At 70.0% G+C, this 17,906-nt stretch carries 15 protein-coding genes; 5 read left to right on the forward strand and 10 right to left on the reverse strand.

Translation table 11 applies throughout. The features are described 5' to 3' along the window. Positions 1-59: 59 nt before the first annotated feature. The 3 genes from DWB77_RS05915 to DWB77_RS05925 all read left to right on the forward strand — a co-directional run bounded on the left by DWB77_RS05915 (position 60) and on the right by DWB77_RS05925 (position 4,411). Positions 60-1,649, forward strand: a complete 1,590-nt coding sequence (locus DWB77_RS05915; RefSeq protein WP_120720234.1) for an amino acid adenylation domain-containing protein — start codon at positions 60-62, stop codon at positions 1,647-1,649. A gap of 36 nt (positions 1,650-1,685) precedes the next feature. After that, on the forward strand, positions 1,686-2,831 hold the full coding sequence (locus DWB77_RS05920; RefSeq protein WP_120719399.1) for an IS701 family transposase: 1,146 nt from the start codon (positions 1,686-1,688) through the stop codon (positions 2,829-2,831). Between the two features lie 272 nt (positions 2,832-3,103). Further along, positions 3,104-4,411, forward strand: coding sequence for a cation:proton antiporter (locus tag DWB77_RS05925; RefSeq protein WP_120720235.1), 1,308 nt, complete (start codon positions 3,104-3,106; stop codon positions 4,409-4,411). 76 nt (positions 4,412-4,487) lie between these two features. Here the strand turns inward: DWB77_RS05925 and DWB77_RS05930 are convergent, their stop codons facing one another. Continuing rightward, positions 4,488-5,552 (reverse strand): DMT family transporter, encoded by a 1,065-nt coding sequence (locus DWB77_RS05930; protein ID WP_120720236.1) that lies wholly within the window; start codon positions 5,550-5,552, stop codon positions 4,488-4,490. A 125-nt stretch (positions 5,553-5,677) separates the two neighbouring features. Continuing rightward, positions 5,678-6,424 (reverse strand): thioesterase II family protein, encoded by a 747-nt coding sequence (locus DWB77_RS05935; RefSeq protein ID WP_162952448.1) that lies wholly within the window; start codon positions 6,422-6,424, stop codon positions 5,678-5,680. Positions 6,425-6,652: 228 nt separating this feature from the next. Between DWB77_RS05935 and DWB77_RS05940 the strand changes: the two genes are divergently transcribed. Continuing rightward, a complete protein-coding gene (locus tag DWB77_RS05940) occupies positions 6,653-7,156 on the forward strand; it encodes an Lrp/AsnC family transcriptional regulator (protein WP_120720238.1) in 504 nt (167 codons plus the stop codon). A 31-nt stretch (positions 7,157-7,187) separates the two neighbouring features. On the opposite strand, the gene DWB77_RS05945 is transcribed toward DWB77_RS05940, so the two are convergent. From DWB77_RS05945 to DWB77_RS05960, 4 genes are all read right to left on the reverse strand, one after another. Next, positions 7,188-8,024 carry an alpha/beta fold hydrolase gene (locus tag DWB77_RS05945; protein ID WP_162952449.1) on the reverse strand — a complete coding sequence of 279 codons (837 nt, stop codon included), beginning with the start codon at positions 8,022-8,024 and terminating at the stop codon, positions 7,188-7,190. Further along, positions 8,014-9,252 carry an aminotransferase class I/II-fold pyridoxal phosphate-dependent enzyme gene (locus DWB77_RS05950; RefSeq protein WP_120720240.1) on the reverse strand — a complete coding sequence of 413 codons (1,239 nt, stop codon included), beginning with the start codon at positions 9,250-9,252 and terminating at the stop codon, positions 8,014-8,016. The genes DWB77_RS05945 and DWB77_RS05950 overlap by 11 nt, the downstream gene beginning before the upstream one ends. 213 nt (positions 9,253-9,465) lie before the next feature. Further along, positions 9,466-9,693: an acyl carrier protein gene (locus tag DWB77_RS05955; protein WP_120720241.1), complete on the reverse strand. Its 228-nt coding sequence runs from the start codon at positions 9,691-9,693 to the stop codon at positions 9,466-9,468. Between the two features lie 56 nt (positions 9,694-9,749). After that, positions 9,750-10,724: a chlorinating enzyme gene (locus DWB77_RS05960; protein ID WP_120720242.1), complete on the reverse strand. Its 975-nt coding sequence runs from the start codon at positions 10,722-10,724 to the stop codon at positions 9,750-9,752. 417 nt (positions 10,725-11,141) lie between these two features. On the opposite strand from DWB77_RS05960, the gene DWB77_RS05965 reads away from it, so the two are divergent. Further along, positions 11,142-11,513 (forward strand): cupin domain-containing protein, encoded by a 372-nt coding sequence (locus DWB77_RS05965; protein ID WP_174248509.1) that lies wholly within the window; start codon positions 11,142-11,144, stop codon positions 11,511-11,513. Positions 11,514-11,578: 65 nt separating this feature from the next. Here the strand turns inward: DWB77_RS05965 and DWB77_RS05970 are convergent, their stop codons facing one another. The 4 genes from DWB77_RS05970 to glyA form a co-directional block, all read right to left on the reverse strand. After that, a complete protein-coding gene (locus DWB77_RS05970) occupies positions 11,579-12,172 on the reverse strand; it encodes a flavin reductase family protein (RefSeq protein WP_162952450.1) in 594 nt (197 codons plus the stop codon). Between the two features lie 34 nt (positions 12,173-12,206). After that, the gene (locus DWB77_RS05975) at positions 12,207-13,994 is read right to left on the reverse strand and encodes a 2-isopropylmalate synthase (RefSeq protein ID WP_428985104.1); all 1,788 of its coding nucleotides are present in this window, start codon (positions 13,992-13,994) and stop codon (positions 12,207-12,209) included. An 82-nt stretch (positions 13,995-14,076) separates the two neighbouring features. Next, positions 14,077-16,506, reverse strand: coding sequence for a non-ribosomal peptide synthetase (locus DWB77_RS05980; protein WP_120720244.1), 2,430 nt, complete (start codon positions 16,504-16,506; stop codon positions 14,077-14,079). Next, positions 16,503-17,852 (reverse strand): serine hydroxymethyltransferase, encoded by a 1,350-nt coding sequence (glyA, locus tag DWB77_RS05985; protein WP_428985188.1) that lies wholly within the window; start codon positions 17,850-17,852, stop codon positions 16,503-16,505. Before glyA ends, DWB77_RS05980 begins: the two co-directional genes overlap by 4 nt. Positions 17,853-17,906: the final 54 nt, after the last annotated feature.

Here is a 17,906-nt window from a genome sequence, read left to right on the forward strand (position 1 = left end):
GAGCTCGGCTTCCCGCGCCTGCCCCGCGCATCCCCCAAGGTCCAAGGAGTGACGGCCACATGGCCCTGATCGGCAACCGCGTCCCGCTGCCCGCCGAACGCCTCGCCCACCGAGTCTTCGAGGAACACGCCAGGACACATCCGGAGCGACTCGCCCTGACGTGTGGCGAGGAACGACTCACCTACGGCGAGTTGAACGCCCGCGCGAACCGGCTCGCACACCATTTGACGGCACAGGGCATCACCCGCGGCGCGATCGTCGGGGTGTGCGTCGACCGGTCCCCCGAGCTCGTGTCCAGCATCCTGGCCGTCCTCAAGGCCGGTGCCACCTACGTGCCGCTCGACCCCACGTACCCCGCGGAGCGGTTGCGGCTCATGCTGTCCCAACTCCCGCAGATGACCGCGGTGTTGGCGGCGAACGACACGCTCTCCCTGGTGGAGGGGTGCCACGGCGCCATCGTCGACGTGAACGACCCGGAGCTCCGCCTGGAGTCGCGCCCCGCCACGGATCCCGAGGTCGAGATCGGCCCGGACGACCTCTGCTACGTGGTCTTCACCTCCGGATCGACCGGCACGCCGAAGGCCACGGCGGTGCGGCACGAGGGCTGGTACAACCTCCTCAACTGGCTGCGCCTGGAGTACGAACTGGACCACGAATCCAGCAACATGCTCCTCAGTTCGTTCGGCTTCGACATCAGTCAGCGCAGCATCATGGCTCCCCTGTTCGTGGGGGCCGCCCTGCACCTGCTGCCCAGCCGCAGCTTCGACATCAGTCTGGCCTACCGCCTCATCGGGGAGCTCGGCGTCCGGACCCTCCACTGTGCGCCCAGCACCCTGTATCTGCTGGTGGACAGGGAGATGGACCGTGGCACGGACGTCCTGACCGGCCTGCACTACGTCTTCATCGGCGGCGAACCGATGTCGGCGGCGCGGGTGGCCGACTGGGCCACCCGCGAGGGCAACGGGTGTGTGCTGCTGCACCAGTACGGCGTCGCCGAGTGCACGGACGTCGCGTCGTCGCACCGCATGGTGGACTACCCGGGGTACGCGAACAGCCGTATGCCCGCCGGGCCTCCGGTGTACAACACCGAGATCCGGATCCTGGACGACACCCTGGAGGAGGTCGCCACCGGGGAGGTGGGAGAGATCTGCATCTCCGGCATGAGTGTCGGGGCCGGCTATCTCAACGCCGACCCCGAACGGCAGAGCACCTTCGTGACGACGGAGCGCGACGGCCGGCCGGTGCGGTTCTACCGGACCGGGGACCAGGGGTATGCGACGCCGTCGGGGGAACTCGTCGTCGTCGGCCGGGTGGATCACCAGGTGAAGGTCCGGGGCATGCGGATCGACCTCGGCGATGTCGAACACGCCGTGCGCCGCCACAAGAAGGTGCGCGACGTCGTCGTCCTGCCCGTGTCCGACGGCGAGCAGGACGCCCGGCTCGTCGCCGTGGTGATCGCGGCGGCGGAGCCCGTCGACGAACGGTCGCTCCGCCAGGACCTGCTGGAGACGCTGCCGCGCAACATGGTGCCGCAGGAGTTCGTCGAGGTGTCGGCCTTTCCGCTCAACCCCAACGGCAAGATCGACCGCAAGGCGCTGGCCGAAAGTGTGCGCTCCGGCGCCGTGGCCCAGGAAGGCCGCGCGCGTTAGTACTGCAATCACACTTGTGTGTGGTTGAGTTGGTGTATGGCTGAGCTCGGGGTGGGGTTGGTTGGGCAGTGGGACGGGGTGCTGGCGGGTTTACATGCCAGGTTCGCGTCGCGTTTCGTGAGGTCGGAGCCTCGTGCGCGGGCGCTTGCGTATATGCGAGGCCTGATCGCTCCATTGGAGCGGAAGAACGGCTGGACTCTGGCGGAACGGGCTGGTGACCGGCTGCCGATCGGGATGCAGCGGCTGTTGGGCGAGGCGGACTGGGACGCGGACGCAGTCCGTGACGATGTGCGGGACTACGTTGTGGAGACGATCGGTGACAAGGACGGCGTCCTGATCGGGGACGACACTGGCTTCCTGAAGAAGGGTGTGCGCTCGGCCGGCGTCCAGCGGCAGTATTCCGGAACGGCTGGACGTACGGAAAATTGCCAGGTCGGCACCTTTCTGGCCTACGCCTCGCCGAAAGGCCGGGCTCTGATCGACCGGGAGCTGTATGTGCCCGCCTCGTGGACGGACGACCGTGAGCGGTGCCGGGACGCGGGGATTCCGGACGAGGTGTTGTTCGCGACGAAGACGGAGCACTTCAAGGCCATGCTCCTTCGTGCGGTGGAGGCCGGCGTCCCGTTCGCGTGGGTCACCGCGGACGAGGCCTACGGACAGTCGAAATCCCTCAGGTGCTGGATGGAACAGCGGGCCATCAGCCATGTGATGTGCGTGAAGACCAGCGACACCGTCATCACCCGCGGCATGGGTGAACGCCGTGTCGACGACCTCGTCACCGGTCTCGCGCCGCAGGCGTGGAAGCGCCTGTCCGCCGGGAAGGGATCCCATGGCGAGCGCATGTACCAGTGGGCGCGGATCCCGATCCGGATCTGGTGGGAGAACGGCCACGGCCACTGGGTCCTGGCCCGCCGGAGCCTCAAAGACCCCACGGACCTCGCCTACTACGTCTGCTACGGCCCCGTCGCTACCCGGCTGAAAGACCTGGTCAGGGTGGCCGGCGCCCGCTGGGCAGTCGAAGAATGCTTCCAGACCGCGAAGGGCGAGTGCGGCCTGGACCACTACCAAGTCCGTCTCTACCACGCCTGGTACCGGCACATCACCCTGGCCATGGCCGCCCTCGCGGCCCTCACCGCCGTCCGCGCCTGCGAACTCTCAAAAGGGGAAACAGCGGTGGCCTGATACCGCTGTCCGTAGCGGAGATACGCCGCCTCATCGGCCACCTTCTCCACCCCGCCCACCTCACCATCCACCACCATCTGCACTGGTCACACTGGCGAAGACTCAGCCAGACACGTGCCCGCGACAGCCACTACAAACAACGCGGACACACCCCATAACTGTGATTGCGGTATTAGGCGTCCCCCCGCTTCCGCGGGATCGACGGCACATGCCCGCTCACCACTTCCGGGAGAGACGGAACGTTGACATCACATCCTCTGGCATCCGGGTCCATGGACGCAGTGACCGAACACGTCCTGGTCTCGCTGGCCGTGATCCTCGGCGCGGCCTACGTCTTCGCCCGGCTGGCCCGGCGCGTGCGCCAGCCGGTCGTCGTCGGAGAGATCATCGCCGGCATCGCCCTGGGCCCGAGCCTGCTCGGCCTGCTGCCCGGCAACCCGGTCGACGCGGTCTTCCCTCCGGAAGTCCGCCCCTACCTCCAGGTTCTGTCACAAGTGGGCCTGGTGCTCTTCATGTTCGGCATCGGCTACGAGTTCGACGGTTCTCATCTGCGGGGACACGGCCGTCAAGTGACCGTCGTCTCCCTCAGCTCGGTCGCCTTGCCGTTCGGCCTCGGTGCCGGGCTGCTCTGCGTCCTGCATCCCTGGCTCACCGACACGGACGCCACCGTGCCGGGCCGGCTCGTCCCGGCCCTCTTCCTGGGCGCGGCCATGTCCATCACCGCCTTCCCGGTCCTGGCGCGCATCATCGCCGAGCGCGGTCTCCAGAAGGACCGGATCGGAGTCATGGCCGTCGCCTGCGCGGCCATCCAGGACTTCCTGGCATGGGTGGTGCTCGCCGTGGTCGTGGCCCTGGCGCAGAGCACGGGCGGCTGGCCGCTGGCGCGCATGGTGCTGGTCTCCGTGGGGCTGCTGCTGTTCCTGTGGTACGCCGTGCGGCCGGGCCTGATGTGGCTCTTCGCGCCGGGCCGCCCGTGGTCCAATCGCGCGCTCATCCACGCCGTACTGGTCGTGGGTCTCCTGCTCTGCGCCTGGGCCACTCAGGCGCTGGGACTGCACGCGGTGTTCGGGGCCTTCGCCTTCGGCGTGATCGTCCCGCGCGCCACCATCGACAGCACGGCTCCCGAGGTTCCCGAACGCATCGAACAGACCAGTCTCTTCCTGCTGCCGGTGTTCTTCATGGTGACCGGCCTGTCGGTGAACCTCAAGGCGCTCGGCGGGCAGGGCCTGCTCATCCTGGCGGCGGTGCTCGTCACGGCCTGCTTCGGCAAGTTCGCGGGCGCGGCCGGCGCGGCGCGACTGACCGGCGCGACCGGCTCGGAGGCGGCCGCCCTCGGTGTGCTGCTCAATGCCCGCGGGCTCACCGAACTGGTGATCCTCAACGTCGGTCTGTCGCTGGGTGTTCTGGACAGCCGCCTGTTCACGGCCATGGTCGTGATGGCGGTGGCCACCACGGTCATGACCGGTCCGCTGCTCGATCGCTTCCACCGTGCCGCGCCGCCGCGTCCGGTGCCGGATGACAGTGCGGAGCAACGGCGCACGGGGCAGGACCTGGTGACGGTTCGCAAGGAGACGTCGTAACGTCCGCGCGACGCGACAGGGTGCGCCCCGTGGAAACACCCACGTGGCGCACCCTGTCGTCGACCTGGCTCCCGGGTCAGCGCGTCGCGGGACCCGCTTCCCGTACCGATGTCGCGCCGGGCTGCTGCGCCGGGGTGTCGTCCGGTGTCCGCGCGGCGACGCCCGCGGGCAGCTCGGACTCCTCCGGCGCGTCACCCGGAACCGGCTGCTCGACGCCGACGGGTTCGGTGGCGGCGGGTTCGGTGGCGGGTTTGCGTCCCGTGATGACGGCGAGGAGCGCGCCGCCCACCATGATCACGGCGGCCGCTCCCTGGGACCAGGTGAAGGATTCACCGAGGGAGATGAACGAGAAGATCGTGCCGAAGAGCGGAACGGCGAACATCATGACCGAGGCCGCGGACGCGCCGACGTCCCGGATGCCCCGCACGTACAGGATGTAGGCCACGGCGGTGGGGCCGATCGCGAGGTAGACGGCGTTGATCCAGAACCCGGTCGACAGGGAACCCCAGTCGACGTCGCCGAAGTGCGGGGTGGCCATGGCGCCGAGGGCGATCGAGCCGGCGACCGTGGAGTACGTGACGGCCTGCACGGGGTCCATGCCCGCCACCAGACGGCGGTTGAGCAGGGTGTAGGTGGACCACACGGCGGCGCCGACGAGGAAGATCGTGTCGCCCATCAGCCGGGTCGAGCCCGGGGCTCCGTGCGCGTTGGTGGTGAAGAAGAACAGGGCGGCGCCGCCGACGCCGAGGACAAGCCCCATGACGCGGGCCGGCCTGGCCGTCTCGCGGTGCGTCAGGATGAGGACGACCGCGGTGATGACGGGAGTGAGCGCGGGGAAGATGACGCTGCCGTCACTGGCGGGGGCCAGCGTGACGCCCCAGAAGAACAGCGAGTTGTAGCCACAGACCCCTATCAGTCCGGCGACGCACGCGCCCACGATGTCCTTGAGCTTCGGGGACTGCTGCGGCCGCCGGAAGAACGTGATGACCAGAAGGACGATGGCCCCTCCACCGAAGCGGAACAGGACGGCTATCGCATGGGGTACGTGCTCGGTGGCGTACTTGGAGGAGGGAAAGGCGCTGCCCCAGAGGATCATGGTGAACAGCAGCCAGCCGAAGGCACCTAGGGGCTTGGTCTTCATCGCGCATCACACTCATTCGTCTTTCGCTGCCGCTGGGCAAAGGTCGGGACGTTCTCGGTCGGTGGGGCTTGTGGAACGGGAGGTCGGGGCCGGCGGCGCGGGGGTCGCCGCCGGCCCCGGTCCCGTCACGCTGTCCGCAGCGCCTCGACGATGGCGCGGTGCACGACGGACGCGTGCGTGAAGAGGGCGAAGTGGCCACCCTCCAGCGGATGGAGGGCGAATTCGCTGGTGGTCTGCTGTTCCCAGGCGGCCAGTTGGGCCGTCGTCGCCCGGTCGTCGTCGCTCGCCGCGAACACGGAGATCGGCAGGTCGAGCGGCGGCTCGGGGGTGTAGGTGTACTCCTCGCTGACGGCGAAGTCGGCGGTGAGCAGCGGATGCAGCATGCGCAGCATGGCCGGGTCGTTGACGACCCAGTCGGGCGTGCCGCCGTGCCGGCGGAGCACGTCCGCCAGCTCGTCCAGGGTCAGCTCACCGAGCCGCGAGGAGCGCTCCGCGACCTGGGGTGCGCGGCGCCCGGCTATGAAGAGGTGGACCGGCTGGGATGCGCCGATCCTGCGCAGCTCCCGGCACAGTTCGAAGGCGCAGATCGCTCCGGTGCTGTGCCCGAGCACGGCGTAGGGGCCTTCGACGGTCGTCGCGATGTCCCGTGCGAGCGCGGAGACGAGGGGCCCGACCTCGCTGAACGGCGTTTCCCGGCGGCGGGTTTCACGCCCCGGCGGCTGGACCGGGCACACGCCGATCCAGTCGGGCAGGTCCGCACCCCAGGCCCGGTAGGCCGAGGCGCCCGCGCCCGAGTGCGGCAGGCAGAGCAGCCTGACGTCCGCCGTGTCGGCCGGACCGAAGGGCAGCCAGGGGGTTGTGGTGCTGTGCATGCGCATGGGCTTCTTTCCTCGCGTGTGTACGTGGGGGCACGCCCAGGACTCGATGAAGTGGGGCGCGGCCGGCTCGGCGGGTGACCGGTCAGGCGGGGGACGTCCGCGACGGGCCACACTGTCCGTCGACACCGTGGTCCGTGGGTATTGCTGGCCGCTGGAAGGAGTGTGGCAAGGATTTCAGCTCCTCTGCAAGGACTCCGAAATAGCTTCGCTAGACTGGGAGTTGTGGCGAATTTTGACGAGATCAATCGAGGGTTGTTACTGGAGCTCCAGAAAAACGCGCGCCGCTCCAACCGTGAGTTGGCGCGCGCGCTGGGCATCGCGGACTCGACGTGTCTGGAGCGTGTGCGGGGTTTGCAGCAGAACGAGGTGATCCTCGGGTACACGGCCGAGGTGAATCTGGACGCCATGGGGCGCGGGCTGCGGGCGATGATCGCCGTACGCATCCACCCCAAGAGCCGGGACGCGGTCGAGTCGTTCCGGGAGTTCGTCCTCACCCTGACCGAAGTGCTGGACGTGTTCGTGGTGTCCGGAAGCAACGACTTCCAGGTGCTGGTGGCCGTGCAGGACGCGCAGCACCTGGAGGACTTCGTCCTGGACCACATCGCGCAGTATCCGTCGGTAGCGGATCTGCACGCCTCACTGGTCTACGAGCATCTGCGCCGGCGGCCCGTCGACATCCTTGAGTCGCGGCCCCCGCGGCGCCGCCGGTCGGAGCCGCCTTCCTGAGGCGGGGCCGCCGGTCCGCGCCTCGGCGGCGTCACGCCGGGGCTCTGTCCTTCAGGACGAACGCCGCCAAGGCGGCGGCGGTCTCCGCGGGGTCGGTGAAGAGGGCGTAGTGGCCCCCCGATCCGGCGACGTGCAGCCGCGCCCCCTCGATGAGTTCGGCGGCCCGTCGTGAGTTGCGGTGCCCCACCATCGCGTCGTCCTCGCGGGCGACGAACAGAGCCGGCACGGAGAGTCGGGCGCAGGCCGCGACCGGGTCGTAGTCGCAGGTCGCGGAGATTCCCCAGGCGAAGCGGGTGAGCTCTTCGCGGCCCTGCCGGTAGGGCAGCGTCAGCATGCGCACCAGCGCCTCGTCCTGGACTCCCAGTGCGGCGCCCTCGTTGCCCCGTGGCCGTACGACGTCATGGAAGTGCGCGGCACGGTCGGTGTCGGCGGTGATCTGCGCGCACATGTCGAACACCGCGTTGCCCACCGGCGCTCCGGGTACCCCGTCGAAGAGGAGGGCGCCGTCGATCGAGGTGAACGACAGGGCGCGCTCCCCCAGCGCGTGCGCGACGAAGAGCGCGATGGACGCGCCGGTGCACCAGCCGGCCACATGGACCCGGGTGAGCCCGAGGGCGTCGACCACGGCCAGCGCGTCCTCGGTGTGCTCCTCCAGGCTCACCTGCCGTGCGGGAGAGGGGCCGGGGCTGCCCCGCAGCTCCCAGGTGACGAGGTTCATTCCCGAGCGCAGGAACTGCCCTGCCAGGCCCTCCAGGAGGCGGTTCTCCATACCGACGGCGTTGACGAAGAGCACCGTGGGCAGGTCTTCCGGGCCGGCGACGGCCACGTCGAGGGTGAAGTCACCGCTGCGCACCCGTTCACTTCGCACCGCGCATCTCCTCCAGGGCTTCCGCGAGCCGGGCGATGCCCTCCGCGATGACCGTCTCGTCAGGGCTCAGGCTCAGCCGGACGCAGCGCGTCGCGTGCTCCGCCAGGAAGGGCGAGGCGAACGGCTCGACGAAGAAGTGACGGCCCGGCACGACGAAGACCTTCTTGCGCTTGAGGGCTTCGTAGAGCACCAGGTCGGAGAACCAGGCGTGGTCGATCCACAGCCAGCAGAACATCCCCCCGTCGGTGCTGTGCAGCCGCCAGTCGAGGGCGTCGGGCAGGAGGTCGTGCAGCAGCTTCTCGGCCGTACGGCGTTTGTCGCGGTAGTAGGGACGGATCGCCTCGGTGGTGAGCGTGTCGATCGCTCCGGTGTTCAGGGCGAGCGCCGCCGTCGCCTGGATCAACTGCGGTGCGTGCAAATGGGAGTTGGCGGTGAAGGACAGCATCGCGTCGATCGCGTCCCGGGGCCCGATCGCGAAACCGAGACGCTCTCCGGGCAGACCCGCCTTGGAGAAGGTGAAGCAGTTGATGACGTTCGGATGCAGCGGCGGGTCCACCGCGCCCTGCGCGACGCCGGGAAACGGATCGCCGTACGCGTGGTCGAGCACCAGCGGGATGTCGCGTTCCTCGGCGATCTCCATGAGGCCGGACAGGTCGTCCCGCAGGAGGGTGCGGCCGGTCGGGTTGCCCGGACTCGACAGCAGCATCATCCCCACCGAGGACTGGGCGCGCACGGCTTCCAGGTCGAAGGTGTACCGGAAGAAGCGTCCGTCCTGGAACTCCACACCGGGCTCGACGCCGACGATGCCACCCGCGTCCAGGCTGAGTCCCTGGTAGCCGGTGTAGTCGGGGACGGACGGCAGCACCAGCCGGCGCGGGCCGTCGTCGCCCGGTCCGGTGAAGACGGTCGTCGCCATGAAGGCGAGCATCTGGCAGCCCGCGCCCACCAGGACGTTCTGCGGCCCGATCCCCCAGCCGTAACGGGCGTTGAAGTACCGCACGATCGCATCGACCAGGACGTCGGAGCCGCGCGAGGGCCCGTAGCGGCCGCTGAACTCGGCGAAGCCGCTCGCCACGGCTTCTTCGTACAGCCGGCGCCAGGTGTCGGTGACCTGGGGGATGGCGGCCGGATTTCCCGGACTGAGGTTGAGCCAGGTGTCGCCCGAGGTGTCGGTCGCGGCCAGCGCGATGTCCTCCATGATGCTGCGGATTCCCGACAGGGCACTCATCTTCGTACCCCTGGAGGAGAGTCGCACCGGGAGTTCCTTCCGTAGCGAGGACGCGTCGTCCCGTGGTTGTCGGTCGCGCGGCGGTGCTCGGAGCGCCGCGAGAGTTGAGCGGCGGGGGCACCGGGGTGTGCCCGGTGCCCCCGGGCGCGGTAACGCGGGGCGCGGCTCGCCGTCCGTGCCGTCATCCGGCGGGCGGGAGCGAACCGCGCGGGGTCAGGACACCGCGAGACGCGACTCGGCGTAGGCGGAGATGCTGCGCACCGTGGGGTGCCGGAACAGCTCGTCCATCGGGATCTCGATCCCGATCTCGTCGTGGATCGCCGTCTGCACCGTCGCCATGATCAGCGAGTGGCCGCCGAGGGCGAAGAAATCGTCGTCGTCGGAGATGTCTTCGAGCTTGAGGGCCCGTCCCCAGATCTGGTTGATCTTCTGCTGGATCACGCTTGCGTCCTCTCTGCCCTTCGTCGTCCGGATTCCCGGTTCGTGGACGAAGTGAGTCAGTGGGTGTTCTTGACGGCGAAGGGCTCGCCGTGAGCGTTGGTGGTACGGATCCGGTTGTGCCCGAAGGTGTCCCGGCCCGAGACCACGACGGTGCCGTAGTCCTTCAGGTCGAAGTCCTGCCCGTGCGCGGTGTAGGCGTCCTGGTCCGGGTAGACCCGGACGTGCGTCGGCACATAGCGCGAGGTGATGGCGAACCGGGTGTCACGCTCGGTGATGTTGGGCAGTGCGCCGTGGACGCAGGAGGCCGTGAAGATGAGCGCTTCGCCCGGCTGCATCTCGACGTCCACCACGTCCTCCGGGCGCGGCTCCCAGTTCGGGTCCACGGCGAAGTCGGAGAAGTCGTACCCGTAGAAACCGGTGTCCTTCGTGAACGTCGTCTCGTGGTCGTTCTCGTAACGGCTCTCGCGGCCACGGGCCGGCGACTTGCTCTCGTCGAAGATGCGGTCGCGGTGCGAACCACGGACGAAGCGCATGCAGCCCGTCTTCTTCGTCGCCGGGGTGAACGTCGTCCACACCGTGATGTCGATGTAGGCGTTCCAGTCCGACTTCGTCGGCAGCAGCTGCGGCTTGCCGGTGGCGTAACTGTAGTCACGGACCTGGTGCCACTCGGTGCCGCGGGAACCCGGGAACTTGGCGAAGAACTCCGTACGCCACGACAGCACGTCGGGGCCGAGGATGGCGTTCAGGTACTTCAGGATCGTGGGGTGCGTGACATGGCGCGACAGCTCGGGGATGTCGAGGTGCCGGTCGTAGTTCATGCTGTTGTGGAACACCGAGTGCGTGGTGTCCTGATTCTTGACGCGGACCTCGCGCAGGATCTCGGCCGCCTCGTCGGGCTCATAGAGCTTGATCGGGCCGATGAAACCGTCCTGCATGAACTGATCGATTTCACCCTTGATGTCCTCGGGCACGATCGCGTTGTCGGCGATCGCGATGTCGGACCCGCTGGGACCGATATGAGTTTCGGTCATCGTGAGGTCACGTTCCTTTCGCTGCACTGTCGAATCGGTCCGTAGCTGCCGAAGCCCGCGTACGGTCGAAAGGCACGGGCCGCCCGTGAGTCGACTGTCGCCCTGAAACCACTCGACGGGCTTGTGGCGCCTTCCGGAATCATCGTCAGCGGTGTGGTCCTCGCCGGATCCTCGTCATGTCCTCGCCCGGGGCCTTGGGGCGGGACGGCTGCTCCCGCCCACGTCCGGGGCGTGTGGGTAGGCAAACCCGCGCGCGTGGACGGGACTTGACAGGACGTGACGGGCCTTTGATGCTGTGACGGTTTGAGCGGTCCCGATTCTGCTCCCGCTCCCGCCGGATCGCGCATTCTCCACCGCCGCGGACTGCCGGGGTGCGGCACGGCAGCCGGCCGCGACGCGCGGTTTCCAGGAGGAACAATGGCCAGGCCCGACATGCCGGTGAACGTCGCCGAAAAACTCTCCAAAGTCACCGAGTACTGGTCGCCGAAGACGATTCTCGAGGCCAATGGCTACGAGATGAAGGCGGTGAAGGTGAAGGGAGAATTCGTCTGGCACGATCACCCGGAGGGCGACGAACTGTTCATCGTGGTCAAGGGGGAACTGACCATCGATCTGCGCGACCGGCAGAGCGTCACGCTGGGCGCCGGGGACATGTTCGTCGTGCCACGGGGCGTGCAGCACCGCCCGGTCGCGCCGGAGGAGTGTGAGGTCCTGATCATGGATGCGGCCGGTGTGGTCAACACCGGTGGCGTTGCCAGTGAGTTGACCGCCCAGGACGAGTGGATCTGACCGGGGCGACCCCACGCCACCAGGGTCCGCCGCGGGCTTCGACCTGTGCCCGCGCCTGCTCGGCATCACGGCCGGCGCGCAGGTCTTGCGCCCGGGCCGTCGGCGACCGGGCGGGCAGGGCCGACCGGCTCAAGACTCCCGTGCAGATGGACGAGGCTGCCGGTCGGCGCCCCCAGCTCGACGTGCTCCACCGCGCCCACCATCAAGTGGTGGTCGCCGAGCTCGACTTGGCGGTAGGGCGAACAGATCATCCAGCTCTGGCACGCATCGATGAGCGGCACTCCGTGGGGTCCCAGGTGCCAGCCGGTGGGCCGGGCGAACCGGTCGATGCCCCGCGTCGCGAACCGCTGAGCCACCGCGGCCTGGTCGGCGCCGAGCAGCTGGACACCGAACCAGTCGCAGTCCCTGATCTCGGCCCACGTGTTCGAGACCGTGGCCAGAGCGACGGATATCAGTGCCGGGGTGGCGCTGACGGAGGTGAGCGAGGTGACCGTCACGCCCACGGGGCCGGCCGCTCCGGCGGCGGTGAGCACCGCGACCCCCGCGGCATGCGGACGCAGGGCGGACCGCAACGCCGATCCGTCGACGGTCAGGCCGTGGTTCCCGGCTCGGACGGGCGGCGGGACGTCGACCTCGGTCGTGCTGTGGTGGGGACTCACCAGCGTTCTCCTCGGGGCGTGGCGGGCGGTCGCGTCATGTTCGGGCCGTGTTGTTGAGTGCGTTGGTGACGGCGTTGAGCCGCGCGGTGGGCTCGTCGTCCGCGAGGGCGGCTCCGAACCCGCTGCCGCCGGGCGCCGTGACACGGGCGTACGCGGCGAACCCCGGCCGGTCCGGGACACGTGTCTCGTGGGAGTGCACATCGTCCAGGGTCAGGTCGCGACCGTACGAACCCAATGCCGCCACGTACGCCGCGGCGAGTTCGGGGCCGCTGCCGCGGATGTGCGCGGCCCGGCCGTCGTCGCCGACCACGACGGCGTCCACCCCCACCTCGTCGCCCGGGACGACACGGAACTCCTTGAGCACCAGTCCCGGTTCCTCGACGTCGACGTAGCACTGCTCGAAGAGGTCTCTCAGGTCGCGCGCGCTGAGCTCCCCGCCGTTGCCGTCCGCGACGCGCTGCACTCTCGCCGCGAAATCGATCCGCATCGGCCTGGGCAGGTCGAGACCGTAGGACGACTTCAGCAGATGAGCCATTCCCCCCTTGCCCGACTGGCTGTTGACGCGGACCACGGACTCGTAGGAGAGGCCGATGTCGCGGGGGTCGACGGGCAGGTACGGGACCTGCCAGGGCACGGCGGACGACGACCCCGCCGCGTTCGCCAGCCGGTCCACCTCGGCCAGACCCTTGGCGATGGCGTCCTGGTGCGTCCCCGAGAACGCGGTGTGGACCAGTTCGCCCGCGTACGGATGCCGGGCCGGGACCGGCATCCGGTTGGCGTACTCCACGGTCCGGCGGACCGCGTCGATGTCGGAGAGATCGAGCTGCGGGTCGATGCCTTGCGTGAAGTGATTGAGGGCGAGCGTCACCAGGCAGACGTTGCCGGTGCGCTCTCCGTTGCCGAAAAGGGTTCCCTCGATCCGGTCCGCCCCGGCCAGGACGGCCAGCTCCGCCGAGGCCACGGCGGTGCCGCGGTCGTTGTGCGGGTGCACGGAGAGGATCACCGACTCACGGCGGTCGATGCGGCGGTGCATCCATTCGACCTGATCGGCGAAGACGTTGGGCGAGTCGGTCTCGACGGTCGTCGGCAGGTTCAGGGTCACCGGACGGTCGGGGCTCGCGTCCCAGACGTCGATGACGGCGTTGGAGACGTCGAGGGCGAAGTCCGGTTCGGTGACGTTGAAGGTCTCGGGTGAGTACTCGAACCGCAGGCGGCTGTGGACCGCGGCGTCGGCACGGCGCGCGATGAGTTCCGCGGAGCGCAGCGCCATGTCCCGCACTTCGTCGCGGCTCATGCCGAAGACCGTGTCCCGCCACAGACAGGCGGTCGCGTTGCACAGGTGGACCATCGCGCGGTCGGCGCCCGCTATCGCCTCGAAGGTCCGGTCGATCAACTCCGGCCGTGCCGGGGTGAAGACGGAGATCGTGACGTCGTCGGGGATCAGGTCCTTCTCGATCAGGGTGCGAACGAACGCGAAGTCCGTCTCGCTCGCGGACGGGTAGCCGACTTCGATGTCCTTGAACCCGATGCGCACCAACAGGTCGAACAGCCGGCTCTTGCGGTCGATGTCCATCGGTGTACTCAGCGCCTGGTTGCCGTCCCGGAGGTCGACCGACGCCCACAGGGGAGCGCGGGTCGGTGTGCGGGCGGGCCAGGTCCGGGTGCTGCTGTCGAAGGCCGGCCGGGGGTGCTCACGGGCGTAGCGGGCGAAGGGCATGGCGGAGGCGCGCTGGGTGTTCCAGGCGGGCTGGTCCGCGGGCGACGCCCCGAAGGGGGCCCCGGGCAGGCGGGGTGCGGGCGGAGGGCTGGTGCGATTGGCCATGATCCTTCTCCTCAACGGCACTGGAGGGTACGGATGGTGTCGGCCCGGGGCTCACGGCGGCTGGCGGCCCGGGGGGTGCGGGTCAGGCGCGGGGCGGGGTTCGTCCGCTGTCGGTGAGGTGGGCGGCGAGTGCGCGGACCGTCGGATGGCGGAACAGTTCGGCCCAGCGCAGGCCGTCGTCGATGCGCGCCAGACAGCGCAGCGCGGACATGGAGTCGCCGCCCAGCGCGAAGAAGTCCGCGTCCCTGCCGACCGGGCCGCTGCGCAGGACGTCCTGCCAGACCGCGGCGATGTGTTCCTCCCAGGCTCCCACCGGGGCCTCGGCGACCGGGAGGGCCGGCTCCTGCCGCTGCGGGGCGAGGGCGCCGAGCGCCTTGCGGTCGAGCTTGCCATTGACGGACAGCGGCAGTGCGTCCAGGACGAGGACGGTGGCGGGCACCATGAACGCGGGCAGCGTCTTGGCCAGATGGGCACGCAGGTCGTCGGGGCGCGGGGCCCGGCCTTCCCGGGGGACGGCGTAGCCGACCAGGCGTCGGCGGCCGAACTCGTCCTCCCCGGCCATGACGACGGCGTCCTTCACGGCCGGGTGGTCCCGCAACCCGGCCTCGATCTCGCCCAGTTCGACCCGCAGGCCGTTCAACTTGACCTGGAAGTCGCTGCGGCCCAGCAGTTCCAGGACGCCGTCGGGGCCCTGACGGACGAGGTCACCGGTCCGGTAGAGGCGGTCGCTCACACCGGCGTACGACCAGTCGACGAAGCGCTCCGACGTGAGGTCGGGACGGTCCAGATAGCCGCGGGCCAGACCCACTCCGGCCAGATGGAGTTCGCCCGGGACGCCGGGCGGGACCGGTCGCAGCGCGTCGTCCAGGACGTAGGCGCGCTGGTTCGCCATGGGCCTGCCGTAGGGGATGCTCGTCCAGGCGGGGTCGGTCTCCTCGACCTCGTGGATCGTGGAGTGGATCGACGCCTCCGTGGCGCCGCCGAGGACGATGAACCGGACGTCGGGGGCGAGGGCGCGCACCCGGTCGGGCAGGGAGACCGGGACCCAGTCGCCTCCGAGCATGACCAGGCGGAGCCGGTCCAGCGCCGGAGAGCCGCTGTCCTCCAGGTGTTCCGTCAGCAGTTCCAGCAGGGCGGGAGCGGAGTTCCAGACGGTGACGCCGTGGTCCAGGCAGAGCTGGGCCCAGTGGGCCACGTCCTTGGCCCGGTCCGCCTCGGGCACCACGACCGTTCCGCCGGCCGCGGTGATGCCGAGGAATTCGTAGACGGACATGTCGAAGCTGGGGGACGACAGGGCCGGCACACGATCCGAAGGACCCACCGCGAAGCGGGAGTTGAGGTCCGCGAGGTTGTTCACCACGCCGCGGTGGCGCAGCGCGATGGGCTTGGGGATGCCGGTCGACCCGGAGGTGTGGATGACGTAACACAGGTCGTCCGGGCCCGCCGTCGGCGGAAGGTCGGCCACCGGTCGCGCGGCGAAGTCCGCCGCGGTGCCGTCGAGGAGCCCGTCGACCAGGACCGACGGCCGCCGCGTCCCCGGCCGCGGGGCGGGCAGCACGGCGGCCAGGGTCCGGTCGGTGACCACGGCGACGCAGGAGGTGGCGTCCAGCATCGCGGCCAACCGCTGGGCGGGGTAGGCCGAATCGAGGGGCACATAGGCCCCGCCGGCCTTGAGAATGCCCAGCACGGCGGCGAGCAGCGTCGCCGATCGCTCCAGGCACAGGCCGACCCGTACGTCGGGGCCGACGCCTTCCTCACGCAGCCGGTGCGCGAGCCGGTTGGCGGACGCGTTGATCTCCCCGTACGTCCAGGTGCGCGCCCCGTGCACGACGGCCGGCGCTCCCGGGTCCACGGCGGCCCGCTGCTCGAAAGCCGTGTGCAGACACGTGTCATGAGGCAGGGCGACCGCCGTGTCGTTCCACTCGGTCAGGGCGCGGTGTGTCTCCTGCGCCGTGAGCAGGGCGGCACGGGAGACGGGCAGGCGCCGGTCCTGGACGGCGTCGGCCGTCAGAGTGCACAGGTGGGAGAGGTAGCGGCGGGCGGTGTCGGCCGTGAACAGCCGCTCGTCGTAGCGCAGTTCCGCGTACGAGGACGCGCCGTGGCCCCCGAGGGTCAGGTGCACTTCGTAGGGCGGCGGGTTCTGCGGGCCACTCCCCCAGGCCACCGCCACCAGGGGTGTGCCCAGGCCCTCGCCCGCGGATACCGGCGTGCTCCCGGCCACCAGATCCGCGAGAGTGGAGTCCGCGTCGACGGTGTAGCCGACGATGCCGTCGCGGGTGTCCACGGCGACCCGGTCCAGACCGGTGAGGCGGTGCAGGAGCGCCGCGAAGCAGGCGGTGAGCACGGTCCGGGACGCGTCGTCGGCCTGTGCGGCGGTGGGCAGCGCCGCCCGGACCAGACCGGTCGCACCGGGGGTCACCCCGGCGCGCCGGGGGCGGTCGGCGGGCAGGCGGAGGTCCGGCCAGTGGGCCGGTGTGTCGGTGAGGGTGGCGGTGCGGCTCTCGGGGCTCATGAGGGGGCTCCTGTGCGTGCGGCGACGCGCGCGTCGTCGGCGTCGGCGACGCCCGCATGCGGTAGGGGGTGACGGACACACAGCGCCCGGACCTGCTCGCGCAGGCGGATGCGCTCGTGGGGGTCGACGCGGTAGTCGTTGTCGCCCAGCGCGGTGGTGGCGGCCAGGACGGCGTGCATGAGTTCCGCGCACTCACGCATGTGCTCAGGACCCATACCGCGCTGCGCGAGAATGTTGCAGCCGAGCCTGAGACCGCTGGTGACGAGCGGCGGACGGGTGTCGTCCGGTATGCGGTTGCGGTTGACGAGGATCCCGCACTCCTCCAGGGCCCGTTCCGCGACGACACCGGTGAGCCCGGTGCCGCGCAGGTCGATCAGGACCATGTGGTTGTCGGTGCCGCCGGTGAGCACCCGGTGCCCGAGCGCCGACAGTTCGGCGGCGAGCGCCCGCGCGCCCGCGACGGTCAGGCGTGCGGTCTCGGCGAACCGCGGTTCGGCGGCGAGCGCGAAGGCGCGGGCCTTGGCCGCGATGGCCGCCGGGGCGGGAGTGCCCTGGTTCTGCGGGAACACGGCCCGCTGCATCAGCCGGTCCAGCGGGGTGCGCCCGTCGGGGCCCGGGGCCCGGTGGTCTCGTCCGCTGAGGATGAGCCCCCCACGCGGCCCGCCGAGCTGCTTGTACGTACTGGTCGTGGTGACGTGTGCGTGATCGATGGGGCTGGCATGCTCACCGGCGGCCACCAGGCCGGCGATGTGCGAGATGTCGGCCAGCAGATAGGCGCCCACCGCATCGGCGATCTCCCGGAAGCGGGCGAAGTCCAGGGCCCGTGGGTAGGCGCTGGCTCCCGCGATCAGCACGGCGGGGCGGTGTTCGGCGGCGAGTTCGGCGACCTGTCCGTAGTCGATCCGGCCGTTCTCGTCGAGGCCGTAGGGCACGGCCCGGTAGTGCCGTCCGGTGACCGAGGCCGGGGAGCCGTGCGTGAGGTGGCCGCCGGCGTCGAGGCCGAGGCCGAGCAGGGTGCCGCCGGGTGGGATCAGGGCGGAGAGAACGGCGAGGTTGGCGCTGGAGCACGAGTGGGGCTGGACGTTGGCGTACCGTGCGCCGAACAGGAGCTTGGCGCGGTCCACGGCGAGCCGTTCGACCTCGTCGAAGTTGGCCGCTCCGGGGTGGTACCGGGCACCGGGGTACCCCTCGGCGGTGACGTTGGACAACGCGGATCCGCCGGCGGCCAGGACGGAGGGGGCGGCGATGCTGGCGGAAGCGATCATCGCCAGCATGGTGTCCTGATCCCGTACCTCGGCGTCGAGGAGGTCCGCGAGTTCCGGATCCTCCCGGCGCAGCTCGGACAGCCCGGCACGCGTGAGGCCGGCCTGGTCGTACCGCGCTGTTGACGCGAGCGGGGG

The organism is Streptomyces hundungensis (assembly GCF_003627815.1).
Lineage (GTDB): Bacteria > Actinomycetota > Actinomycetes > Streptomycetales > Streptomycetaceae > Streptomyces > Streptomyces hundungensis_A.

Coding starts and splice junctions, on each gene's coding strand:
- DWB77_RS05975 (WP_428985104.1), bottom strand. CDS start 13,994: ATGGCCAATCGCACCAGCCCTCCGCCCGCACCCCGCCTGCCCGGGGCC.
- DWB77_RS05925 (WP_120720235.1), top strand. CDS start 3,104: ATGGACGCAGTGACCGAACACGTCCTGGTCTCGCTGGCCGTGATCCTC.
- DWB77_RS05920 (WP_120719399.1), top strand. CDS start 1,686: ATGGCTGAGCTCGGGGTGGGGTTGGTTGGGCAGTGGGACGGGGTGCTG.
- DWB77_RS05915 (WP_120720234.1), top strand. CDS start 60: ATGGCCCTGATCGGCAACCGCGTCCCGCTGCCCGCCGAACGCCTCGCC.
- DWB77_RS05960 (WP_120720242.1), bottom strand. CDS start 10,724: ATGACCGAAACTCATATCGGTCCCAGCGGGTCCGACATCGCGATCGCC.
- DWB77_RS05965 (WP_174248509.1), top strand. CDS start 11,142: ATGGCCAGGCCCGACATGCCGGTGAACGTCGCCGAAAAACTCTCCAAA.
- DWB77_RS05980 (WP_120720244.1), bottom strand. CDS start 16,506: ATGAGCCCCGAGAGCCGCACCGCCACCCTCACCGACACACCGGCCCAC.
- DWB77_RS05935 (WP_162952448.1), bottom strand. CDS start 6,424: ATGCACAGCACCACAACCCCCTGGCTGCCCTTCGGTCCGGCCGACACG.
- DWB77_RS05950 (WP_120720240.1), bottom strand. CDS start 9,252: ATGAGTGCCCTGTCGGGAATCCGCAGCATCATGGAGGACATCGCGCTG.
- DWB77_RS05930 (WP_120720236.1), bottom strand. CDS start 5,552: ATGAAGACCAAGCCCCTAGGTGCCTTCGGCTGGCTGCTGTTCACCATG.